A 16,380-nucleotide genomic window follows, 5' to 3' on the forward strand; every position below is an offset into this window, starting at 1 on the left:
TCTATGAGCGCAGTTGAAGCAAATTTCGATGGCCTAGTTGGCCCGACACATAATTACAGCGGGTTGTCTTTTGGTAATGTCGCCTCGGCAAAGAGTCAAGCGACTCCCTCTAGCCCTAAACAGGCTGCCTTGCAGGGATTAGCCAAGATGAAGGCGCTGTCTGATATGGGGATGGTGCAAGGTGTATTCGCGCCGCAAGAAAGGCCTGATATAGCGACGCTTCGTCGGCTGGGCTTTACTGGCAGCGATCAGTCGGTATTGGCCGCGGCAGCCAAGCAAGCACCGAAGGTGTTGGCGGCTTGTTGCTCTGCTTCAAGCATGTGGACGGCCAATGCGGCAACGGTTTCGCCTTCGGCAGATACCCAGGATGGAAAAGTCCATTTTACACCAGCCAATTTAACCAATAAATTCCATCGCTCTATCGAGCATGAGGTGACAGGGCGGGTATTAAAGGCCACTTTTGCTGATGAGCGACATTTTGTCCATCATCCGGCCTTGCCCAGTGTCGAACATTTTGGCGATGAAGGGGCGGCTAACCACACCCGTTTTTGTCTCGATTATGATCTGCAAGGGGTCGAGCTCTTCGTCTTTGGCCGCTATGCCTTCGATAGCCGTTTTCCTGAACCAAAGAAATTTCCTGCCCGCCATACGTTCGAAGCGTGTGAAGCGGTAGCAAGATTGCATCAGCTGGATACTGACAAGGTGGTTATTGCCCAGCAGAACCCGGCTGTGATCGACCAAGGTGTGTTCCACAACGATGTCATCGCCGTCGGTAACCGCAATATCCTTTTCTGCCATGAGCAGGCGTTTTTAAATCAGCAGGCGGTTTACGATGAACTTAACCTGAAACTATCGGGAAAAATGCGCATTCTCGAAGTACCAACAAAAAGCGTATCGATAGAAGATGCCGTGTCCAGTTACCTGTTTAACTCGCAACTTATCACTATGCCTAACGGTGACAATGTGTTGATCTTGCCAGAAGAGTGCCGAAATAACCCGCGGGTGTGGACATACTTAGAGCACCTCTTAGCCAATAAGCAGGGAATTGATGAGATTAAAGTTTTCGATTTAAAACAAAGTATGGCTAACGGTGGGGGGCCAGCTTGTTTGAGGCTGCGTGTCGCACTAAATCAGGCCGAATTGGCCGCTGTTAACCCACATACACTGATGTCCAGTGCATTGTACAGTCAGTTACACCAATGGATAGAGCGTCATTACCGTGATCAATTGGCTGAAGCGGATTTGGTGGATCCATCGTTGCTGGTGGAATCACGGACTGCGCTTGATGAGCTCACTCAGCTTCTTCAATTAGGCTCTGTCTATCCTTTCCAGCGTTAATATTCTGATTTGTGGTGCGATTGTGCCGCTTATCTTACTGATAGTGGGCAACACAAGGTTGACGTGATTCAAGCGACAAAGGGATAATAGGGGGGATTAAAATTTTATGCCCGTGACGGAGTCGATATGGCGAAACTATCCCTTCAAGAGCAGATGCTAAAAGCTGGGCTCATTGATAAGAAAAAACTTAAGAAAGCGGGTAAACAGGCTAAAAAATCCCGAACATTGCGCAACGAAGCCAAAGCTGCTGTAGAAGCGAATAAGGCTGCCCAGTTGGAGCAAGATCAAGAACTGAACCGACAAAAGCAGGCTGAAGCTGATAAGAAAGCGATCACATCTCAAGTCAAGCAATTGATTGAAATGAACAAAATCGATATCGCCGACGGTGACATCGGCTACAACTTTACTGATGGCACGTTGGTGAAGAAAATTTATGTTAATAAGCAGACGCAAGATCAGCTTGTTAGCGGCCGCTTGGCCATAGCTCGCTACCTAGAGAGCTACGCAGTAATTCCCGGTGTCGTAGCCGATAAGATCAGTCAGCGTGATGAAGCAAGCATCATCGTTAACAATACCTCTTCTGAACAAGAGATTGATGAAGACGATCCGTATGCTGATTTCCAGATCCCTGATGATCTAATGTGGTAAGCCGCTACTCGTAATATTGTTAAAGCCCAGCCCCGCTGGGCTTTTTGTTATCTGAACGTTCTACTTAGCAGTTAAGGAAACCGCGAGCGCTGGCCTTGCCATTTTAGGCGTGGGTGGTATTCCCAGATTCTTTGCTTGTGCTACGGCATCATTGAATGATTTTAGCCGTATCGGCAGGCTTGTTCGTATGTCTGCCATGCGAATACCCTTGTCGTTTTAGTTGTTCGATTTCGGGAACGCGTTCAATGAGATAATCTTTGAAATTGGCGCAACGCGCCGGCATATATTTACGGGGTTTGAAATAAAGGTTGAGCTCGAACTGGCTGCTGACGTAATTTTCTAAGACTGGCAGCAGCGTTTTTCTATCGAGCTCATTGGCAATCAAGCTAAATGGCAAATAGGCAATCCCTCCGCCGTGTACGGCGATATTCTTGAGGATTTCACTGTCATCGGCCTCCACGGTTTGAGTGATCTCAACAGTGGAGTACTCACCATCCAACTCGAAGATCCAACGATTACCTCCAACCAGTGTACTGGCATAAAGGCAGCGGTGGTGTTTGAGATCATCGGGGACAATCGGTTTGCCGTTTTTCTTAATGTAGGCCGGCGAGCAGCACGCGATTAATGGCTCTCGTAGCAATGAACGTTTCACTAGCAAACTATCTTTGTCTTGAAAGCCCCGGTAGGTGGCATTGGCTCGTATCGCAAAGTCTACATCGTGGACATGATCGACCTCGAAAGCTGTTTCGAGTACGACAAAGTTAATCGATGGGTGAAGCAGTAGGTATTCACCGATAATCTGGCTTAGGTAACGCTTGGCAAATAGCGGGGTACTGGCAATTTTGATGGTACCTTTGTCCTCACTGCTCATGTTCTGGACTTCATTGAACACATCGTCAATTTGGGTATACAACAAGCTGAATTGCTCAAACAGCCGCTGTCCGGCTTGAGTTGGGGTGATCTTGCGTGTTGTACGCTTGAGTAAACTGACTCCCATTTTTTCTTCCAACTCGTTTAGCCACCGACTGGCGGCAGAAGGCGAGATATTGTTGTGTTTAGCCGCTTCGCTGATCGAGCCGGTTCTCACAACATGAAGGAAGAAGACAACCTTGTCTAACATGATCACACCTTAAAATCCATTTACCCTCATATATTTATAGCAAAATAATGCAAAAAAATGATGAATAAATGCTCAGGGTGGCGACCGGTACTCTATTTTGAGGCTGCGGGGAAGTAGTCATATTAGCAAAGCTGATTTGCATTAATGTGAGTAATCTATTGGGGTGAATCTTCTAAAATACCAGAATACAGTGAGTTGTGTTGCCCGTCACAACTGCAGGCACTCGCTAATACCAGTTCTAACCGTTTTGATGTCAACAGTTTGGTATTCATACAGGGGAATTAAAATGCTAAATAACAAAGTGTGTATAGTGACCGGTGGAGCCCAAGGGATTGGTCGCTGCATTGTCGAAACCTTTGCGAAAAATGATGCAATTCAGGTGTATGCGTGTGATATGAACGCAGCCGCTATGACAGACCTAGAAGCTAAGTATCCGAACGTTACAGCCGTCGAGCTGAATGTTTGTGATCGCGATAATATTGCAAACTTCGTTGAAAAAGTGAAAGCAGAGCATGGCAAGATCGATGTGCTCGTCAATAATGCCGGTGTGACGCGGGACAACCTGATTGAAAAAATGACAGAGGAAGACTGGGACTTGGTTTCTGATGTTAATTTGAAAGGGGTCTTTAATATGACCCAGGCCATTGCGCCAGTGATGATTGAAGGAGGCTCTGGCTCCATCATAACTATGTCCTCAGTGGTGGGGACCGACGGCAATATTGGGCAGTCAAATTACGCGGCTACCAAGGGCGGGGTTATTGCGATGACAAAGGGCTGGTCGAAGGAGTTTTCGCGTAAAGGCGCTCAAGTAAGGGCCAATTGTATTGCTCCTGGATTTATTGAAACACCGATGACTGTTGATTTACCGGATAAAGTATTGGATTACATGAGACAGAAAACGCCATTAGGACGCATGGGCAAACCGCAAGATATTGCCAATGGTGCCTTGTTCTTAGCGAGTGACAATTCCGCATTTATTACGGGCCAAACATTGAAAGTTGATGGCGGGCTAGTTATTTAAAGCGCTCTACTTGACTGATTGATAAAATCCCCTGCTGTTAGGTAGGGGATTTTTTATGCGTGTTATTAAATCTTTTATGCTTGTATCTCATTGTTATGTAAATATTTATTGTTTTCGCCCAGAGTGAGGTACTCGGTATGTCCAGGCACCTTGACGTTACTTAGGCGCAGCATGTCAAAAATGATTGGAAAAGAAATCATTCTCCCATTGAGCAGATAGAGAAGAGCCGAGTAAGCGAAGTTTAATCCAGTGCGTAATGCTATCTAGCATGATGTTGTCCTTTAGCCAGGTTACAACTGGCTGTGAAATTGAGATCCAAAGTTATATCACGTAAGTTCGGCTTACAGTTGTACGCTGAATTGATTGGTTGGTCAATGAAATAGTGTTCATAATTATGACAAACTGTTAATGACACATGCCGAATTCGCTCTGCTGGGAAGTCACAGAGCGTCAGGTTTGCACGTTGCAGGGCGGGGACATTGATTGGTTAGGCTTGAAAAGCAAAAAAGCCCTTCTGTTAGGGCTTTATATGTATCGAGGGTTCTTGGCTACAGCGTGTGTTGAGCTTTAAGTCGCTTCAGGCATTCCTACGGAATGTACTTTACGCTATCGCGCTCAACCAGCGTCGGCTCAAGTTGGATCACCGTATTGGCTTGATGTTTGTTTTGGATTCTGTCGAGCAGGATATCGACCGCTTGTTGGCCCAACCGGTGTTTAGGCTGGTGGATAGTGGTCAATGACGGGGTAATGTACTTCGCCAGTTTAATGTCGTCGTAGCCGACAATAGAAAGATCGTCGGGCACACGTATGCCTTTTTTGCTGGCGGTGTTAATCACACCCATTGCCATCATGTCATTACACACAAAGAGTGCTGTGGGTAACGGGCCTCTAGCCAAAACGTCGTTAAAGGCAATTTCCCCGCCTTCACACTCGAAGTTCCCTGATGCAATCCACTGTTTATTGACGTCTAAACCGGCTTCTTCCATTGCCTGTACATAACCGGACAAACGCTGTTGGGCGGTCAGCTTATCGAGCGGTCCCGTTAAGCAGCCAATTTGGGTATGACCTTGCTGAATAAGGTGTTTGGTGGCGAGATAGCCGCCGTGATGCGAGTTGTCTTGGATCTTGTCACTTGGAAAATCAATCGGCCCCCAGTCCATGACTACCGTCGGTACAGGCTGGTGGCGGGAAAACAGATCAAACGCCTGACCATCGACCTCACTGCACATCAGCAGCAGACCATCGACGCGCTTTTGCAGCAAGATATCAAGGCTATCACGCATGCGGGCGAGATCCCCCTCGGTGTTACAGAGGATCAGGTTATAGCCTTGTTCATAGCAGCGGCGCTCAACCCCTTTTACCACTTCGCCAAAAAATGGATTGGTGGAAGTGGTGACCAACATACCAAAAGTACGGGTGTGGTTAACCTTCAGGCTGCGCGCTAACGCTGATGGGGCGTAGTTCAGCTCTTTCACTGCCGCCATTACGCGCACGGAAATGTCTTCACTGACAAAGCGGGTTTTATTCAGGACGTGGCTAACGGTGGATGTTGAGACTCCAGCATGTTTTGCTACATCTTTGATTGTCGCCATAGGTTCTCCCTGAACCGTGCCGCAGTGGGCACGGTATCAATTACTTATTGGTGCTCAATAAGAAAGCGTTCCACTTCACGCCGGTGTGGAATAGACGTTTGAGCACCCATTCGGGTGACTGAAATTGCAGCAGCGGCATGGGCAAACCGGATAGCATCGTCCATCGCCTTGTTCTCCTGAAGGCCGGTCAACAATGCACCGTTGAAGGTATCACCTGCTGCCGTTGTGTCTTTGGCATCCACACGATAGCCAGGGACTTGACGGCTTTCACCGTTTGCACTGATCCATACCCCTTGGCTACCCAAGGTGATCATAACCTGCTTGATGCCTTTTTCATGGAGGGCATCGGCTGCCTGCTGCGCACTGATGGTATCGGTAACCTTGATACCAGTCAGCAACTCCGCTTCAGTCTCGTTAGGCGTAATCATATCAATATGTTGTAATAAGTCATCCGATAATGGCTGGGCAGGGGCTGGGTTGAGTACCACGCGGGTGCCTGCCTGTTTGGCCACTTTAGCTGCGGCTTCAATAGTGGCCATCGGTGTTTCTAGTTGCATCAGTAGTGTATCGGCCTGCTTGATCAGGTTGTGGTGCGGTTCGATACGAGCTGGGCTCAGGCAGCCATTGGCTTCAGCTGAAATGGCAATGCTGTTCTCACCGGTTGCCGCTACCTGAATCATGGCAATGCCGGTTGGCATATCTTTCTCAATCATTACGCCATCGGTATTCATGCCTTCTTTGGTAAATGTTTCACGCATCTCATGGCCGAAGCTGTCATCGCCGACACATGCGATAAAGGCAATATCAGCGCCTAGGCGAGCGGCTGCCACTGCTTGGTTCGCCCCTTTACCACCAGGGATCACACAGTAGCTATGGCCATGCAGCGTTTCCCCCGGACGAGGGAAAGAAGCAACTTGCAATACATGATCGGCGTTCACGCTGCCAAGAACGACTAATTTATTCATATTGGGACCTTTCTCATTCTCATTGGCCAAAATGTATGGCTTAGCAGTTAGCAAAGTGGTGGTATGTTGCTAAACGATAGACTTTGAACAGTATCTAGGTTGTTGGGAGGCAGGATATAACCAGAAGTTCAGTTATATCCTGCCCGGCTATTGGCTATTGGCTATTGGCTATTGGCTTTGAACCTTTGCCTATCGCCGCTGGCCTCATGCCTTCTCTTATTCAGAAACCACTTTTAGAGGTACTGGGATGTTTGCCTCAACTTGCTCGCCTTTTAGCATTTTGTCTGCAGTTTCCACACCCAATGCGCCAATCAAATCAGGCTGCTGGGCGATGGTAGCACCAAGCATACCGCGTTTAACTGCTGCGATACCGTCATCTGTACCATCGAAGCCGACGATCAGGATATCTTTGCCAGAAGCTTGAACGGCGCGAAGGGCACCCAGTGCCATTTCGTCGTTTTGGGCAAATACCGCTTGTACATCTGGGTTAGCTGCTAGCATGTTTTCCATGACGTTCAGGCCCTTAGTACGGTCGAAGTCAGCTGGCTGGCTTGCTAGCAGTTCCATACCGCTGCCATCAACGGCCTGCATGAAGCCTTTACCGCGCTCACGGGCTGCTGAGGTCCCTGCGATACCTTCTAGCTGGATAACGCGTGCTTGTTCGCCCACTTTCTCCATGATGTATTTACCGGCCATCTCACCACCCGCCACATTGTCAGACGCGATGTGGCTGACCACTTCACCACGGCTTGCCCCACGGTCTAGTGTCAGGACCGGGATGTTTGAACGGTTTGCTATGCGGATAGCATTGGAAACGGCATCAGAATCGGTAGGGTTGATAAGAATTGCCTTCACACCACGCACCGTCAGATCTTCCACGTTGGATAGCTCTTTGCTTGGGTCGTTTTGTGAGTCAAGAACAATCAGGTTATAGCCCAGCTCTTTTGCTTTGGCCTCGGCCCCTTCCTTCATGGTGACGAAGAATGGGTTGTTCAGTGTTGATACGACCATGGCCATTGTGTCCTGCGCGGCAGCCGTAGAGCTGAATGAAGCTGACAGTACAGCGGCAGAGATCAGGGTTGCTAACTTTTTCATTCTATTTTCCTTTCTACATATGTCGGGTGAAGGCGGGCATAGGGGTACCCGCATACAGAGGTTGTGGTATACCAACCTACATAAATATTTGATCAGTCTTGCAGGTTAAAATCGCTGTTCTCTGTGTTAGAGATTTTATAATTAGAGCCGCTAGTTACTGCAATATCTGCCTTGATAACAACGATTTTTCCTGTGCAAATCCTTGGTCAACTACTTATCCAGATTGGTATTACTTATTTTTATTATCTACAAGGACTGCCAGCAAAATTACCACTGCTTTTGCAATCATTTGGTAGTAGGAGGAGACATCCAATAGGTTAAGGGCGTTGTTCAAGAAGCCGATGATCAGTGCACCAATCAAGGTACCCATGATGCGGCCTTTACCACCGGCGAGGCTGGTGCCGCCAAGAACAACAGCAGCGATAGCATCGAGCTCGTAGCCCATACCTGCTGTAGGCTGTGCTGATGATAGGCGAGAGGTGACGATGATACCGGCAAGCGCGGCAAGCAAACCACAGATGGCGTAAACACCAATCTTAACGCGATCCACATTGATACCAGATAGGCGAGCCGCTGATTCGTTACCACCTAGCGCATAGATGTAGCGACCGAAACGGGTATGGTTCAGTAGGTACCAAACCGCAGCAAAGACAAATACCATCAGCCAGATTGGCACAGGGATGCCCATAGCGTAACCCGTCCCGAACCATGCAAAGCTGTCAGCAACATCAGTAAAGCCCGTTGAGATAGGTCGACCATCGGTGTACACCATGGTTACACCACGTAGCAAGGTCATGGTCACCAGTGTCGCGATGAAGGCCTGGACTTTACCCTTGGCGATAATCACTCCACTGATAGCACCCAGCGCGGCACCGGCCAGCAAGGCCGTCGGTACGGCGATCAGTACCGGTACTTCCATGGCAATTAAAGAGGCAGCGAAAGCACCGCATAGCGCAAGGACAGAGCCAACACTTAGGTCAATACCTGCCGTCAGGATAACCAGAGTCATCCCCACCGCAATGATGGCATTGACAGAGGTCTGGCGCAGGATATTAAGAATATTGTCGACCGTGAAAAAGTTCGGGTTCAGAAATGACACCACGACAATAAGGAATACGAGGGCAATCAGAGACTTTTGCTCGATTAGCCACTCTTTGCTAAATAGCTTGGCGCTACCGGTGTTCTGTTGTTTGGTCATAGCGTTGCTGCTCATGCTGCTACCTCGTTGATTTGTTTACCCACAGCGCAGGCGAGAAGTGTTTCTTGGTCGGCATCTTCAGCCATGAATTCGCCGCTGATTTTGCCTTCGTGCATGACCAAAATACGGTCACTCATGCCGAGTACTTCCGGCATTTCAGAAGAAACAAGAATGATGCTCATCCCTTCTGACTTGAATTGGTTGATTAGCTGGTAGATTTCTTTCTTGGCGCCGACATCAACACCGCGAGTCGGTTCGTCCAGGATCAGAACTTTAGGTCGGGTCATCAAGCCCTTAGCGATAGCGACCTTCTGCTGGTTACCACCAGACAGGTTACCGATGATCTGGTTGCGGCTTGGGGTCTTGATGTTGAACAGGCGAATGAAATCTTCAACTGCGGTCACTTCGTCGTAGTGTTGTAGTTGGACCCCTTTTGACAGTTGCTCCAGTGAACAAATTGACATGTTCTCTTTCACGGATAGGCCGAGGATCAGGCCATCGCCCTTACGATCTTCCGAAATGTAAGCGATGCCATTAGCAAGACCGTCTTGCGGGGTTAATGGGTTGATAGTTTTGCCATCAAGCACAATGTCACCGGACTCACGCTTGAGTGCGCCATAAATGATTTTCATCAGCTCGGTACGACCGGCGCCCATCAGACCAGAGATCCCTAATATTTCACCGCGATCCAAGGTAAAGCTAACATCTTTAACCCCAGCGCCATTCAAGCTTTTCACTTCAAGGCAGGTTGTGCCATGTTTAACATCGATACGCGGGTATTGCTCGTCGAGGCGACGGCCAACCATCATCTCGATCATGGTGTCTTCATCAATATCAGCCACTGCGCGCTGGCCGATGAATTTACCATCGCGAAGCACCGTGATGTCATCGCAGATCTTGAAGATCTCTTTCAAGCGGTGGGAAATATAAACAATGCCGGTACCTTCTGCACGTAGCTCATTGATTACCTTGAAAAGGGATTCGGTCTCGGTGTCGGTGAGGGCGTCTGTCGGTTCATCCATAATGATGACTTGAGATTTTAACGACAGCGCTTTGGCTATCTCTACCATCTGCTGTTCGCCAAGGCTCAGTTCACCAAGCAAACAGCGTGAGCTGTGCTTAACATTCAGACGTGCGAGTAGGGCATCGGCTTCCTTGTACATCTGCGACCACTTGATGCCACCAAACGAGTTGGTTTTTTCGCGGCCAAGAAAGATATTTTCGGCGATGGTCAATTCAGGTATCAGGTTCAACTCTTGGTGGATGATGCTGATGCCTGCTTCTTGCGAATGGCGCGGGCCATTGAAGTTGACGGTTTCACCTTGGTAGCGAATCTCACCGGCATCCATATGGTAGATGCCGGTCAGCGCTTTCATGAGTGTTGACTTACCTGCGCCGTTTTCACCCATCAAGGCCATGACCTTACCTGGGTAGACATTCAGGCTGGCTTTATCCAAGGCTTTGACGCCGGGAAAAGCCTTTTCGATGTCTTTGAGTTCTAGAATTGGCTGAGTCATAGGGAGTCCTTACAGCGAGTTCTTGCAACTAAGGCTTGCGCTTAAAATACGACGCCGGCTTGGAAAATAACATTGGCATACGGGGTACATTCACCTGTACGGATCACCGCTTTACTGTTTTGGGTATGTACTTTAAATGCTTCGTGAGGCACATAAGCGATGGTGATTTTTTTCCCGCACAGGGTTTCTTCTTCACGGAGTAGGGCAATCAGCGCATCGTGGTGCTCTGGGCTGACTTGCTTGAATTCTTCAGCCATCACCACACCTTCAATCTGCATTTCTCCCAACAACGCTTTTACTGTTTGGATGAAAGTCGGGACGCCTGGGATAAGGGCAAGATCAATACGTTGGGTTTCATCCGGGATTGGCAGACCCGCGTCACACACAGTGACTTCATCGGTATGGCCGAGAGTGGCGACCAAATAGGACAGCTCAGAGTTGATGAGTGTGCTCTTTTTCATGCTTGCACCTTAATCATTGGTGGTGGTGATGCTTCTAATGTCGTTGCCAACCTTGGCGGTGTCATCCGTGTCTTAAATAAACATCGAAACGATTACGCAAACGTTTCGATGGCTGTAAATGTAAAAGCAAACGTTTCGATGCGCACTAATTATGGTTGAAAAGTGTGATTGGACGCAGAAGAAATATGCTTTGGGTGAATGTTTTCTGTGCGCTGTAAAAAAATCTAGGCAGAAGGGATGTGATTTTTGTGTAAGGTTTTGCAAAGGTGGCGATTTTACTTTGATATTGGATAGCCTAAAAGCGTATTATTACGCCGTTCTCGTTCTTTAATCACCTAAATGGACTTGCTAGTGATGGTAACCGTGCTTCAACTACAACCTGTATTTCTCAGCATTGCGCCTGTTTCAGTGGCCGTTATGCTGTATGCCATGAAGAGCAAGAAATTGTGGTTAATGCGGTTCTCATTGATTGGAATGGTGATTTCTGTCTTTCTGTTGTTTGCATTTCAGTATCTTGATTACCGTTATCTTGAAAACTGTCTGCTACAAGGGGAAGTTTACAACCCGCTATTGAGCTCCTGCATCAAACTTAACTAGCTTAGGGTCGCCAAGATAACCTGTGCACTCGGGAATACGGCGTAAGCGTCATCCCCGATAACGAGCCTTGTAATATCTTCGCTTCCCTTATCGATCAGGGCGCAAATCTCATCTTCATGATTGAGTGTCAGAGTAACCTCAACCGAGTGGTCATCGCTCGCAATATCACGCACTTTCCCTTTTAGCCAATTCTGCTCAGGTGTGGGTTTAGCTAAAGACGAGGAGAGTTTGATATCAATCGCTGGTCCCTTGATGAGCGCGACGACCTCTTTGCCCGGATGAAGGTCCAACCGAATTGTACTGCCATGGGTAATAGTGGCAGTGAGCTTTATGCCTTCTTGCAAAACGACGGTGATCAAATCATGAAGGGCATGGTTTTCAATTTTCTCTATAGTGCCGAACAGCTGGTTTCTGGCGCTGGTTTGCAATGATAGTTTACTCATAACACCCAGCAGGCTGTGCAGTGGGACAGATTCGTCATTAAGCGCTTCCAATCCCATAGACTGGATTTGATCAAGTAGCTCATACATTTGTACCAGTCTTTGGCCATGATGGGTGAGTGAAGCTCCGCCCCCTCCTTTTCCACCCTTTTCACTCTCGATAAGTGGGGATTCAGACTGGTTGTTCATTTCCTTGATAGCATCATAAGCGGCTTTGTAGCTGATCCCTGCTTGTTTGGCTCCCTGGCTAATCGATCCTGTTGCTGCAATCGCTTTCAATAAAGCGATTCGACGAGGGTTGGCGAACATTTTGCCTTGTTGTGACAAGGTAAGAATTGCGTCGAAATCCATAGAGCTATCCAATCCCCTTTAACCAATGTGTACTAGATCATAAACCGTTGTGATGCTTTGCCGTAGAGTATACCCGACTTTATGTAGTGATTGATTTATAGAACAAAAATATTCAAACAATTAAGGAAAGCGGAACGATGAAAGCAAAGCAAACTTTACTGTTTATTCTGAACGATGCCCCCTATGGTTCCGAGCGTTCCTTTAATGGCTTGCGGTTAGCCATTAATCTTGGCGAACAAAATGAGGCCGACACAGAGATAAAAATTTTCCTGATGTCAGATGCCGTAAGCTGTGCGCTATCCCTGCAAGCGCCGGGAGAAGGATACAATGTGCAGCAAATGCTAGAGATCTTACTGGCTCAAGGTGCCGAGGTGAAACTGTGTAAAACGTGCTGCAATGCTCGCGGCTTATCTACGCTGCCGCTTATCGAAGGGGCTGAAATAGGTACCTTGGATGATTTGTCACTGTGGACATTACAAGCCGATAAGATTGTGACGTTTTAATTGGCATAGGGCTGAAGTGATCAGCCCTTTATATCAGTGCATGAAGTTTTTTAGATCTGACTACTGGCGCGGTTGGTAAGCTGGAAGCCGATATCGATGCTTGCTTGAGGGGGCGTTGTCGAGCCTTGGATTTTACCAACCACTAAGCCTGCCGCTTTGGCAGCCATATCAAGATAGTCGACTTGGATAGCCGTAATAGCCGGATAGCTCTGTTGGCAAAAAGCGGCACCGTCCAAGCAGGTGATAGCCATTGAGTTAGGCACTTTAATGACACGTCGTTGGCATTCGAACAGCGCCCCCATGGCAATGTTTTCATGAGTACAGATGAGGGCATCCAAATCCCGCTCACGTAGCAGAAGCTTGGCTAGGCCTTCTGCGCCTAACTCGATACTGGCTTGCTCATGGGAGGTCAGGAAATGATCGGGCGTTAAGTAGCCTTCCAGCATGCCGGCCTGCCAACCCCTTAATTGCTTGTTGAGGATAGCTTGGTCTCCATGACCACCGATAAAGCCGATATTTTTGAAACCTTGGCCGATCAGTTGTTGAGTCATGACTTTGGCAGCCTGATAGTGATCGACACCGATATTAAGATCGATGGCCAGCGGGGTGAGTTCATTCACCTCGAGCACTGGGATATTACACGTTTCCAGCAGCTTCCTGCCTTTTGCCGATCTTTCACTACCAAACAATACAATCGCGGCAGGGCTGCTAGCCAAAATATTCGCCAGGATATTTTCTTCTTGATCAAGAACATTACCGGTGTAACTAATTTGCAGCTGGAAATTGCGCTTGGCCAATTGTGATTGAAATGGGCCGATGAATTGGCAACAAGCACTCTCCGTCATAGATGGAATTAGCATAGCAATAGTGTCACTTTGGCCAGAGGCCAGCGCACCAGCAGCTTTATTGGGAATATAACCAAGCTCATCAACGGCTTGTTGGATCTTGTCACGCAGTTTATCTGAAACTTGCTCTGGGGTGCGCAACGCCCGCGATACCGTCATAGAACCCACACCTGCGAGTTTGGCGACATCGGCAAGGGTTGCACGGCCCGTACTTCGACGTTTTCGAGGCTCAGCCATCGAATCTCCCTACATCATAAAATAGCTTTGCTAATTCAAACGGATTAGCAAAGATATCTTCTACTTAATAATCAGCGGCTTATTTATTTTACCCTGGTCTAATTATTGTTGAACATGCATTTTAACCTTGTTGATACCAAGGTTCCAACTGGTTTGCTAGCTCTGTGATATTAAAAATGGTAGCGCTATCACAAATTTTGGTAGCGCTATCAGGTAGCGCTACCAAATGTGATTTTGATCGCTTTATTTGTCCACGTCGATCGTTAAAGTGGCGCCATAGACACAAGTTATCCCTTTAATTGACGAGAAGAGCGATGCTGAAAGAACTGCTTACCCCGGATGTGATTACCCTTCATGAATCGGCAGAAAACTGGCAACAGGCGATAGAGCTATCTTGTAAACCCCTGATTGACAATGGCGCTATCGAACCAAGTTATGTACAGGCGATTTTCAAGTCTCATGAAGAAATGGGCCCTTATTACGTCATTGGCCCGGGTATGGCGATGCCGCATGCTCGTCCTGAAGACGGCGTAAACCGTTTGGCTCTTGGTCTTACCGTGATCCGCAATGGCGTTAGTTTTGATGCTGATGAAAATGATCCGGTGAAAATGCTGGTAACCCTTGCTGCGACTGATAGTAACAGCCACGTAGAAGCGATTGCTCAGTTAGCTGAACTCTTTATGAATGAAGAACATGTGGCCGAGATTTGTGCCGCACAAGATGTGGCTGCTATCCGCCGCATTATCGAAACCTATTAATGCAAATGGCTTCGGCCAAACAAATTACAGCGAATTTTTCGCAAACTAATAACGTGTAAGAAGTGAAAGGTAGAATATTATGAAAATTATGGTTGTATGTGGTCACGGTCTTGGTACTAGCCTAATGATGGAAATGAGCCTGAAGAGCATCGTTAAAGAACTAGAAGTGGCTGCGGCAGTTGATCACTGTGACTTGGGTTCGGCGAAGGGTACAGCATGTGACATTTTCATCGGTACTAAAGACATTACTGAGCAACTGGTTGCTCAGGGCGTTGAAGGCAAGATTGTCTCGCTAGATAACATGGTTGATAAGAATGCGATGAAAGAGCGCTTGTCAGCAGCCCTAAAAGAACTTGGCGCTCTGTAAGAGGTAGCGATGGAATTTTTCAGCTTTTTAATGAATGACGTGCTGGCCGAGCCAGCCGTCCTTGTCGGCCTGATTGCTTTGATCGGCCTGATTGCCCAGAAAAAACCAGTAACAGAGTGTATCAAGGGTACCGTCAAAACTATTATGGGTTTTGTGATCCTTGGTGCCGGTGCCGGCTTGGTAGTGACTTCACTTGGTGATTTCGCCACCATTTTCCAAGAAGCTTTTGGCATCACAGGTGTTGTTCCGAATAACGAAGCGATTGTGTCGATTGCGCAGGAAGCCTTCGGTAAAGAAATGGCGATGATCATGTTCTTTGCGATGGTTGTGAATATCGTGATTGCACGCCTGACGCCGTGGAAATTCATCTTCCTGACAGGTCACCATACCTTGTTCATGTCGATGATGGTGGCAGCGATCCTGTCTTCTAGCGGCATGTCTGGTGTACCGCTGATTGCGGTAGGCTCATTGGTCGTCGGTGTGGTGATGGTGTTCTTCCCTGCGATTGCGCACAAGTACATGAAGCAGGTAACGGGTTCAGATGATGTGGCAATCGGTCACTTCTCTACCATGTCTTACGTACTAGCGGGTTTCATTGGCAGCAAGTTCGGTAACAAAGAACACTCGACTGAAGATATGAATGTGCCTAAGAGCCTACTGTTCTTGCGCGATACACCGGTGGCGATTTCTTTCACCATGGGCATTATCTTCATTATTACCTGTCTGTTCGCAGGTGGTGACTTCGTACGTGAAGTGAGCGGTGGTAAGCACTGGTTTATGTTTGCCCTGATGCAGTCAATCGCATTTGCAGCGGGCGTATATGTCATCTTGCAAGGTGTACGTATGGTTATCGCGGAAATCGTACCGGCGTTCAAAGGGATTTCTGACAAGTTAGTACCAAATGCTAAGCCTGCACTGGATTGCCCGGTTGTCTTCCCTTACGCACCCAATGCGGTACTGGTTGGTTTCCTATCAAGTTTCACCGCGGGTCTTATCGGTATGTTCCTGCTGTACATCATGGGTTTGACAGTGATTATCCCAGGTGTTGTTCCCCACTTCTTCGTAGGTGCAGCGGCAGGTGTATTCGGTAACGCAACTGGTGGTCGTCGCGGTGCAATGCTGGGTGCATTTGCCCAAGGCCTACTGATTACCTTCCTACCGGTATTTTTGCTACCGGTGCTGGGTGACCTTGGCTTTGCCAACACCACATTCAGTGATGCTGACTTCGGTATCGTCGGTATCTTGTTGGGGCTGATTGTTCGCTAATTGCACCTGATATAACGCTGATAAAATACTATTAAGAGCCCGCAACGTTTAAGGTTGCGGG

Annotated in this window: 16 protein-coding genes; 7 read left to right on the forward strand and 9 right to left on the reverse strand. The window is 47.9% G+C overall.

Translation table 11 applies throughout. The annotated features are described in order from the left end of the window. The first annotated feature begins 3 nt into the window (after nt 1–3). Together astB and C9I99_RS01290 are read left to right on the forward strand one after the other, a co-directional pair. A complete protein-coding gene (gene astB / locus C9I99_RS01285; RefSeq protein ID WP_107347034.1) occupies nt 4–1,338 on the forward strand; it encodes an N-succinylarginine dihydrolase in 1,335 nt (444 codons plus the stop codon). 126 nt (nt 1,339–1,464) lie between these two features. Further along, nucleotides 1,465–1,986, forward strand: coding sequence for a DUF2058 domain-containing protein (locus C9I99_RS01290; protein ID WP_107347035.1), 522 nt, complete (start codon nt 1,465–1,467; stop codon nt 1,984–1,986). 148 nt (nt 1,987–2,134) lie between these two features. Here C9I99_RS01290 and C9I99_RS01295 read toward each other — a convergent pair whose 3' ends face one another. Then, nucleotides 2,135–3,106, reverse strand: a complete 972-nt coding sequence (locus C9I99_RS01295) for a LysR family transcriptional regulator (protein ID WP_107347036.1) — start codon at nt 3,104–3,106, stop codon at nt 2,135–2,137. 286 nt (nt 3,107–3,392) lie between these two features. On the opposite strand from C9I99_RS01295, the gene fabG reads away from it, so the two are divergent. Beyond that, nucleotides 3,393–4,127: a 3-oxoacyl-ACP reductase FabG gene (fabG, locus tag C9I99_RS01300; protein ID WP_107347037.1), complete on the forward strand. Its 735-nt coding sequence runs from the start codon at nt 3,393–3,395 to the stop codon at nt 4,125–4,127. Between the two features lie 587 nt (nt 4,128–4,714). Here the strand turns inward: fabG and C9I99_RS01305 are convergent. The 7 genes from C9I99_RS01305 to C9I99_RS01340 form a co-directional block, all read right to left on the reverse strand. Beyond that, nucleotides 4,715–5,719 (reverse strand): substrate-binding domain-containing protein, encoded by a 1,005-nt coding sequence (locus C9I99_RS01305; RefSeq protein ID WP_107347038.1) that lies wholly within the window; start codon nt 5,717–5,719, stop codon nt 4,715–4,717. Between the two features lie 44 nt (nt 5,720–5,763). Continuing rightward, nucleotides 5,764–6,684 carry a ribokinase gene (gene rbsK, locus C9I99_RS01310; protein WP_107347039.1) on the reverse strand — a complete coding sequence of 307 codons (921 nt, stop codon included), beginning with the start codon at nt 6,682–6,684 and terminating at the stop codon, nt 5,764–5,766. A gap of 216 nt (nt 6,685–6,900) precedes the next feature. Next, entirely contained in the window at nt 6,901–7,779 is an 879-nt protein-coding gene (rbsB, locus tag C9I99_RS01315; RefSeq protein ID WP_107347040.1) for a ribose ABC transporter substrate-binding protein RbsB, read from the reverse strand. Nucleotides 7,780–8,008: 229 nt separating this feature from the next. Continuing rightward, nucleotides 8,009–8,992: a ribose ABC transporter permease gene (rbsC, locus tag C9I99_RS01320; protein ID WP_107347041.1), complete on the reverse strand. Its 984-nt coding sequence runs from the start codon at nt 8,990–8,992 to the stop codon at nt 8,009–8,011. Next, the gene (rbsA, locus tag C9I99_RS01325; RefSeq protein WP_107347042.1) at nt 8,989–10,494 is read right to left on the reverse strand and encodes a ribose ABC transporter ATP-binding protein RbsA; all 1,506 of its coding nucleotides are present in this window, start codon (nt 10,492–10,494) and stop codon (nt 8,989–8,991) included. Before rbsA ends, rbsC begins: the two co-directional genes overlap by 4 nt. Nucleotides 10,495–10,535: 41 nt before the next feature. Then, entirely contained in the window at nt 10,536–10,955 is a 420-nt protein-coding gene (gene rbsD / locus C9I99_RS01330; protein ID WP_107347043.1) for a D-ribose pyranase, read from the reverse strand. A gap of 593 nt (nt 10,956–11,548) precedes the next feature. Further along, the gene (locus C9I99_RS01340) at nt 11,549–12,343 is read right to left on the reverse strand and encodes a TOBE domain-containing protein (protein ID WP_107347045.1); all 795 of its coding nucleotides are present in this window, start codon (nt 12,341–12,343) and stop codon (nt 11,549–11,551) included. 137 nt (nt 12,344–12,480) lie between these two features. Between C9I99_RS01340 and C9I99_RS01345 the strand changes: the two genes are divergently transcribed. Further along, complete coding sequence (locus C9I99_RS01345) at nt 12,481–12,846, forward strand: DsrE/DsrF/TusD sulfur relay family protein (RefSeq protein ID WP_107347046.1); 366 nt, start codon at nt 12,481–12,483, stop codon at nt 12,844–12,846. A gap of 50 nt (nt 12,847–12,896) precedes the next feature. Here the strand turns inward: C9I99_RS01345 and C9I99_RS01350 are convergent, their stop codons facing one another. After that, nucleotides 12,897–13,928 (reverse strand): LacI family DNA-binding transcriptional regulator, encoded by a 1,032-nt coding sequence (locus C9I99_RS01350; protein WP_107347047.1) that lies wholly within the window; start codon nt 13,926–13,928, stop codon nt 12,897–12,899. Between the two features lie 314 nt (nt 13,929–14,242). Between C9I99_RS01350 and C9I99_RS01355 the strand changes: the two genes are divergently transcribed. The 3 genes from C9I99_RS01355 to C9I99_RS01365 all read left to right on the forward strand — a co-directional run bounded on the left by C9I99_RS01355 (nt 14,243) and on the right by C9I99_RS01365 (nt 16,319). Next, nucleotides 14,243–14,686, forward strand: coding sequence for a PTS sugar transporter subunit IIA (locus C9I99_RS01355; RefSeq protein ID WP_107347048.1), 444 nt, complete (start codon nt 14,243–14,245; stop codon nt 14,684–14,686). 79 nt (nt 14,687–14,765) lie between these two features. Further along, a complete protein-coding gene (locus C9I99_RS01360) occupies nt 14,766–15,053 on the forward strand; it encodes a PTS sugar transporter subunit IIB (RefSeq protein WP_107347049.1) in 288 nt (95 codons plus the stop codon). Between the two features lie 9 nt (nt 15,054–15,062). After that, a complete protein-coding gene (locus C9I99_RS01365) occupies nt 15,063–16,319 on the forward strand; it encodes a PTS ascorbate transporter subunit IIC (protein WP_107347050.1) in 1,257 nt (418 codons plus the stop codon). Nucleotides 16,320–16,380 lie beyond the last annotated feature (61 nt).

The sequence above is a fragment of the Photobacterium lutimaris genome (assembly GCF_003025555.1).
Taxonomy (GTDB): Bacteria; Pseudomonadota; Gammaproteobacteria; order Enterobacterales; family Vibrionaceae; genus Photobacterium; species Photobacterium lutimaris.

Coding starts and splice junctions, on each gene's coding strand:
- astB (WP_107347034.1), top strand. CDS start 4: ATGAGCGCAGTTGAAGCAAATTTCGATGGCCTAGTTGGCCCGACACAT.
- C9I99_RS01360 (WP_107347049.1), top strand. CDS start 14,766: ATGAAAATTATGGTTGTATGTGGTCACGGTCTTGGTACTAGCCTAATG.
- C9I99_RS01365 (WP_107347050.1), top strand. CDS start 15,063: ATGGAATTTTTCAGCTTTTTAATGAATGACGTGCTGGCCGAGCCAGCC.
- fabG (WP_107347037.1), top strand. CDS start 3,393: ATGCTAAATAACAAAGTGTGTATAGTGACCGGTGGAGCCCAAGGGATT.
- C9I99_RS01290 (WP_107347035.1), top strand. CDS start 1,465: ATGGCGAAACTATCCCTTCAAGAGCAGATGCTAAAAGCTGGGCTCATT.
- C9I99_RS01350 (WP_107347047.1), bottom strand. CDS start 13,928: ATGGCTGAGCCTCGAAAACGTCGAAGTACGGGCCGTGCAACCCTTGCC.
- rbsK (WP_107347039.1), bottom strand. CDS start 6,684: ATGAATAAATTAGTCGTTCTTGGCAGCGTGAACGCCGATCATGTATTG.
- C9I99_RS01345 (WP_107347046.1), top strand. CDS start 12,481: ATGAAAGCAAAGCAAACTTTACTGTTTATTCTGAACGATGCCCCCTAT.
- C9I99_RS01305 (WP_107347038.1), bottom strand. CDS start 5,719: ATGGCGACAATCAAAGATGTAGCAAAACATGCTGGAGTCTCAACATCC.
- rbsB (WP_107347040.1), bottom strand. CDS start 7,779: ATGAAAAAGTTAGCAACCCTGATCTCTGCCGCTGTACTGTCAGCTTCA.
- rbsD (WP_107347043.1), bottom strand. CDS start 10,955: ATGAAAAAGAGCACACTCATCAACTCTGAGCTGTCCTATTTGGTCGCC.
- C9I99_RS01295 (WP_107347036.1), bottom strand. CDS start 3,106: ATGTTAGACAAGGTTGTCTTCTTCCTTCATGTTGTGAGAACCGGCTCG.
- C9I99_RS01355 (WP_107347048.1), top strand. CDS start 14,243: ATGCTGAAAGAACTGCTTACCCCGGATGTGATTACCCTTCATGAATCG.
- rbsA (WP_107347042.1), bottom strand. CDS start 10,494: ATGACTCAGCCAATTCTAGAACTCAAAGACATCGAAAAGGCTTTTCCC.
- rbsC (WP_107347041.1), bottom strand. CDS start 8,992: ATGAGCAGCAACGCTATGACCAAACAACAGAACACCGGTAGCGCCAAG.
- C9I99_RS01340 (WP_107347045.1), bottom strand. CDS start 12,343: ATGGATTTCGACGCAATTCTTACCTTGTCACAACAAGGCAAAATGTTC.